The sequence below is a fragment of the Chromatocurvus halotolerans genome (assembly GCF_004340525.1).
GTDB classification, from domain to species: Bacteria; Pseudomonadota; Gammaproteobacteria; order Pseudomonadales; family Halieaceae; genus Chromatocurvus; species Chromatocurvus halotolerans.
On record NZ_SLWX01000017.1, the window covers coordinates 64,958 to 71,562 of the forward strand.

The following is a 6,605-nucleotide window of genomic DNA, read 5'->3' on the forward strand; positions in this document are numbered from 1 at the left end:
ACCCTACCTTTTCGCCGCACCGGTTTGCTATCTCAGTCGGTCCCGTTAGTCTATGGCACTGACATTCGCTTCCTGGCTATAGAGGGCTTTATCAACAGTGGCGCGTGCAACAGGACAGGCACGGGGAATTCTCGGGGACATTGATGAGCATCTGCTCGGCGAGGGAACGCACAGGGAGCTGTGGCGGGCTCTCGGTGCTCATGTTCTGGAAACTGACGGCGAGCGCGGGACGCACTTCGCTGTCTGGGCCCCGAATGCGGGTCGTGTGACTGTCGTCGGCGACTTCAATCATTGGGACACCAACAGCCATCCTCTGCAGAGGCTGGGAGATACAGGCGTTTGGGAGACCTTCGTCCCCGGCGTGGGAGAAGGTGCGAGCTACATGTACGACGTGACCGGCTGCGATGCTGTCGTGCGTCGCAAGTCGGACCCGGTGGGCTTTGGCGCCCAGCACCCCCCCCAGCAGGCGTCTGTCGTCCGCGATATCAACGGCTACGGCTGGCATGACAATGACTGGATGGAACGGCGCGGCGCGCACAACCGAACCAATGCACCCATCAGCATTTATGAGGTTCATCTCGGCTCCTGGCGTCGCCGCGCCGCCGAGGACGATCGCATGCTCTCGTACCGCGAGGCCGCGGTAGAGCTCGTGGACTATGTCTGCGAGCTCGGCTTCACGCATATTGAATTCATGCCCCTGTCGGAACACCCGTTCGACGGGTCCTGGGGTTACCAGCCGGTCGGCCTGTTTGCACCCACCATCCGTCACGGACCGGCCCACGAGTTTCGCGACCTGGTGGACGCCGCTCATCAAGCTGGCCTCGGCGTCATTCTCGACTGGGTGCCGGGTCACTTTCCCTCGGATGCGCACGGCCTGGGACAGTTTGATGGCACGGCACTCTACGAGCACGCGGATCCTCGCGAGGGCTATCACCCGGACTGGAACACCCTGATCTATAACTATGGCCGCGTCGAGGTAAGTAACTACCTGCTGGCCAACGCACTGTACTGGCTGCGCGAGTACCACATCGACGGCTTGCGCGTGGATGCGGTGGCTTCCATGCTGTATCGCGATTACTCGCGCAAGGCGGGTGAATGGGTGCCGAACGTGCACGGCGGTCGGGAAAACCTTGAGGCGATCGACTTCCTGCGTCGCACCAACACCGAGGTCTACGCCGCCGAACCGGATGCAATGATGATTGCCGAAGAGAGCACCAGTTTTCCGGGTGTGTCGCGACGCGTCGACCAGGACGGCCTGGGCTTTGGCTATAAATGGAACATGGGCTGGATGAACGACACGCTGCGCTACATGGCCGAAGACCCGGTAAACCGCAAATACCACCACAGCCTGATGACCTTTGGCCTGCACTATGCATTCTCGGAAAATTTCGTGCTTCCCATCAGTCACGATGAAGTCGTTCACGGCAAGGGCTCCATGCTGCAGCGCATGCCGGGCAGCGCGGCGGAACGCTTTGCGAACCTGCGCGCCTACTATGGCTTCATGTGGGGACATCCTGGCAAGAAGCTGTTGTTCATGGGCTGCGAGTTTGGTCAGTCGGGAGAGTGGCGCCAGAGCGGCGAACTGGCCTGGGATGAGTCCCGGCGTCCGGCGAATGCGGGCCTGCAGCGGCTGGTGAGAGACCTCAACGCCACTTATCGGTCGCAGCCTGCGCTGCATCGACGGGACTGTGAGCATTCGGGATTCCAGTGGATCGCTCCGCTTGAGTCAGATACATCAATCTTTGCCTGGCTGCGCCGCGGTGACGACGGCGACGCGCCGGTGGTCGTTGTCTGCAACTTCACCCCTGTCGAGCGACGCGACTGGCGCTGTGGTCTGCCCCGCGCCGGGCGATGGCGGGAACTCATCAACAGCGATGCCGGAATTTACGGGGGTGGCGGTCGCGGCAACCTGGGTGCGGTTCTCGCAACGGACAGTCCGTTCCCGGACCAGCCGGCAAGTGCCGAGATCACCTTGCCGCCACTTAGCACCCTGATGTTCGTTCACGATGCTGACGATGATCCCGCTGCGCCGCGAACATCATCGGCACAGCCCGGGGAGGCCCGCTCATGAGTCTTTGCGATCGCGTCGCCGTTGATGCAAAAGCCAGCGAGGCACTTGTTGCCTGGTGCCGCGAGCGCTACCTGTCGTTGCCAACGTCGTTCGACGCGGAGCGTGCAATTGCGCGATATCTCGGCGCCCATGTCAGCGGCGACAGCGCCACGTTCGGGTTCTGGACACCCGAACTGCTCGACCATCGGGTGCCTGAAGGCGATGTCTTTCTCGAGATTCTGTCGCCGCTTGCGCCGATAGACCTGACGCGCTCTCATCAGGAGATCGACTTCGAGCGCGTGTACCTGCCTGTGCGCCGCTATGAGGCGCATACCTTTGCCGTGGCGACGGGACTGCGCGCCGGCCGGCGCGATCGGATCGGCGATTTCTATGCGCTGGTCTGGCGCGACTGCGATGATCAGTGGCAGCGCATACTCGATCCGCTGGCCGCTTCCCTGCCCTTCGGCGCCTTTGCGCCTGCAGAACTTTACGATCTCGATGCCATGCAGGCGGCGCGGACGGACAGGGATTACTACGCGGCGCGCAGGAACAGCGAACCGCACAAGTTCGGACCACCCACAAACATTCTGCAGATCCACGTGCCCACGGGCACTGCCGGTGGCACCCTGGCCAGTCTGGCGCGGCAGTTCGAGCGTCTCGGCGAGCGGCTGCGCAATAACCTCCCGACGGAGGATAGCGATGCTGTCTACCTTGGCTACGATGCGGTGCAGCTGCTGCCGGTTGAGCCAACAACCGTGTATGAAACGGGTCCGGACTTCTGGCACGAGCATGACCGCGGCGATGGCCGTGTCAGCGTGACGCTCATGCGGCCGGATACCACCAACTGGGGCTACGACGTGGTCATCTCCGGCATGGCCACGGTAAACCCTGTCCTGCTCGAGAGCGGCCGACCCGATGAGCTCGTCGACCTCGCCGCGGTGCTGCACAATTTCCCGGAAAAACCGAAAATGCTGATACTCGACGTGGTGTATGGCCACGCCGACAATCAGGGTCTGAAGGCGCTGAATCACCATTACTTCGCCGGACCGAACATGTATGGGCAGAACCTCGAGTATCGCAATCCTGCGGTCCGCGCCATCCTGCTCGAGATGCAGCGGCGCAAGGTCAACTTCGGTGCAGATGGTGTACGCGTGGATGGCGCCCAGGACTTCAAGTGGTGGGACAACAGCACGCAGCAGCTGCGCCATGACGACGACTACCTGCAGCTGATGGCAGACATTGAACAGGAGGTCGCGGGCCTTCGCTACAGGCCCTGGTTCATCTTCGAGGATGGCAGGCCATGGCCAAACGAAGACTGGGAGCTCAGCTCCTCTTACCGGTCCGTCATTGAGCACCAGCGCGACAACGACGTGTTCCAGTGGGGTCCGCTCACCTTCGCGCACAATACCCCCTTCCTGTATACCTTCTGGCTGTCAAAGTACTGGCGTATCAAGGAGATACTGGCGCACGGTGACCGCTGGATTTCGGGCACAGCCAATCACGACACACTGCGTCGCGGCACTCAGGTCAATCCAAAGCTCAACGTGAATACGCGCCTTGGCAGTACGCGCATGGATATCCTCGACAAGGCCTATGACAATCCTTCTGTCGGCCTGCTCACCTACGCAGTGCTGCCGGGGGTGCCGATGGATTTTCTCAACGCCTCCGCGCGTGCCAGCTGGGGCTTCATCCGCAATCAGGATGACCAGTACGGCGTCAAGGTTGTGGCCGAGGAAGCGATCTCCCTGAAATGGCAGGTAGATGACTACGCGTATTCGATTCCAGCCAACTTTCAACGCCTGAAAGCACTGGGCTTTGAGACGCGTGAGGAACTGGTGCGTTTCATGGAGTTCCTGCCAGCGCTGGTGGAGGTCACCGACTACGCGCTCGGTGAGATTGCGTCGCTATTGAGTGCGGTTGAGCCGCCGCTGGCGGGTCCCGCTCCCGTAACGCCAGCGGCCTTGAAAGAAGTGGCGCGCGCGTGGATGGATGATATGCACGAGTACTGCAACGTGGTGCATTCGCTGGCCACGCTGGACTCCGCTCAGGCCAACTTCATGTTTTCCCTGCGACGCTTCCGCCGCGCCAACCCCTGGTTGCGCGATACGCTCATGGCGAAGGATTATTTCGACTACCTGCAGCCGATCAATGGCCGGACCGTGTTTGCGGCGGTGCGCCACGCGCCTGACGGACGGCAATATTTCACCCTGACCCACATGGAGGGCGATGCCGCAGAGTCGCTTGATCCCCTGTCGCTGCCGATCCCCCAGCTTGCTGGTGACGGTTGGGAACTGCTGTTGCGCACGCCATCCATTGACGCCGACTACAGAGGCGGCGAGATTGTGCTGCACGACAGCATGGGCCTGATGTTCACCCGAGCCAGCGATTGACGATTATCATTTCCGTGTATCCCGTCGGGTCCCTCACGGGATCAGGAAGAATTCCTCCTGCCGGGGACCAAAAAGCCGGTAGCTCTGGTCAGTCAGCTAGGCAACGTCTTCTATCATGAGCAGCCGGCGAGACATTGTGTTTCGCGCTTATTCCTGTAGCGCGTTGTCCGTAGGCTACACTCGAAGTAAGAAACAAAACAGGAGATTGGCGCAGCTATCCGTCGGCTGTTCCCCGTGCTCCTGCGTAACCTTGGCCTGATTCGAAACCAGACCAACGCAGATGGATGACGCAAATGGCTTGCGAGACACTGCATTCGGATAAATACTCAAGCAGAAAAGAAAAAAGTGGCGCCGGCGTTGACGGTCGCTCCAACAGGGAATTCATTCAAGAAAAATAACATCATGGAGGTTCGCCATGTCCGTAGAGGCACCGTTCTATCCAATCATTTATGTTCGCGGCTTTGCCATGACCCAGGGCGAAATCGAGGCCACGACTGCCACGCCTTACATGGGATTCAATCTGGGCTCTACCAAATTGCGCCAGCTATGGGATGGCCGGGTACAGCGCCACTATTTTGAGTCGCCGCTCATCCGGCTAATGAAAGAATACGGTTATACAGATGCCTATCTCGATGGGGGCATGCAGCGTGAAAAGCTTCCCCCTCGCTCCATCGTTATTCATCGCTATTACGATCAGGCGGATCCACATTTCGGCGACGGCAAGCGCCCTGCCATCCTCGATGCCGCAATAGATCTGCGCGATCTGATCAGGCAGATAAAGCAAGCTATCTGCGGTGACAACGCCGCAGCAAGACGGAACTTCCGGGTAAACCTGGTTGCCCATTCCATGGGCGGGCTTATCTGTCGCGCCCTTCTACAGAACAAGGATCTGCGCGACTCGACAGAAGCGAAGCAGGTGAACAAGGTATTTACCTATGCGACACCGCACAACGGAATCGAAATGGCCGGCTTCAACGTGCCGCGCTTTCTGGGTTTGTGGGACATCAACAACTTCAACCGCCGCGAAATGAAAAAGTACCTCAGCCTTGATGACCACCGGCACGTCGGCACGCTGGACGGCCATTTCGACCCAGACCGGTTCTTCTGTCTGGTCGGCACCAATCACAAGGATTACGGTGTTGCCGCCGGGCTCTCAAGCCGACTGGCTGGCGACATGAGTGATGGCCTGGTGAATATTGAGAATGCTGTTGTCGCCGGTTCCCCGAGGGCATTCGTCCATCGCTGTCATGGTGGTCCGTTCGGTATCGTCAACTCCGAAGAGGGTTACCAGAATCTTGCTCGGTTCCTGTTCGGCGACGTTCGTATTACTGGCATCCTGCAGTTGGACAGCCTTCCCCTTCCGCCATCGATCCAGAAAGCGCTGAATGAGAAAAAAGACGTGAAGGCATCCTACTGGTTCGAGGCCAGTGTCTCGCCAAGGCCAGCAGGCGGCGGTGGCGGTGTGTTCTATCTGACCGAACGACGCAAGACGAATTATTCGGCAATCATGCGAAAGTACGACGAGATGATGAAGCCGGCGCAGGCAGGCCTGGATAAGCCGCGTTGGCCTGTCCTGTTTTCCACCTGCCTCGATACTGCGAGGATTACCCGTGGAAGTACGGTGGTCTTCACAATAGAACTTATTGTGAGCGCGACGGATTACGTCATCGATGGTGTCCTGTTTTTCGACCGCACGATACCCGGTGAGAACCTCTACCGTCAGACCATCTGCGTGCGTGCCACCATCAGCGATGAGGGTTGGCGGGTGCGCTGCAATTACATCGATGATGAATGGGGCGAAAAGCTGGGCACCGAGTTGAGTCTGGTCGATGGTTCCTGCGTGGTACCGGTGGCAAGTAGCAAAGGTCTGAAAGGGTCGCTGAGACTCGCGCTTGAGCCTCACAACTGAACCCAATCACACTGATGGGTGTACTGCGCCCTTTTCGTCGTCCGGAGACCAGCACGAGAGAGCTGCCAGCCGATCGGAGCACTGCCTGGCGGGTAGCGCATGGCGAAGACAGAGCCGCAGTCGCTATCCTGTGCTCACCGCAGCCGTCGCCTGCTGCAGCACCCTCTGCGTCAAGATAGTTGCCGCCTCCCTTACAATGGAGGCAGAGGGCAACGAGGTGACGCATGGCACGTTACAGCAAGACATTCAAAGCTCG

3 protein-coding genes are annotated in these 6,605 nt (G+C 59.7%); all 3 read left to right on the forward strand.

Translation table 11 applies throughout. The features are described from left to right. Window positions 1-97 precede the first annotated feature (97 nt). The 3 genes from glgB (at window position 98) to EV688_RS14905 (ending at window position 6,349) form a co-directional block, all read left to right on the forward strand. The gene (gene glgB / locus EV688_RS14895; RefSeq protein WP_117319189.1) at window positions 98-2,071 is read left to right on the forward strand and encodes a 1,4-alpha-glucan branching protein GlgB; all 1,974 of its coding nucleotides are present in this window, start codon (window positions 98-100) and stop codon (window positions 2,069-2,071) included. After that, a complete protein-coding gene (gghA, locus tag EV688_RS14900; RefSeq protein WP_117319188.1) occupies window positions 2,068-4,440 on the forward strand; it encodes a glucosylglycerol hydrolase in 2,373 nt (790 codons plus the stop codon). Before glgB ends, gghA begins: the two co-directional genes overlap by 4 nt. 466 nt (window positions 4,441-4,906) lie before the next feature. Further along, on the forward strand, window positions 4,907-6,349 hold the full coding sequence (locus tag EV688_RS14905) for an esterase/lipase family protein (RefSeq protein WP_205686707.1): 1,443 nt from the start codon (window positions 4,907-4,909) through the stop codon (window positions 6,347-6,349). Window positions 6,350-6,605 lie beyond the last annotated feature (256 nt).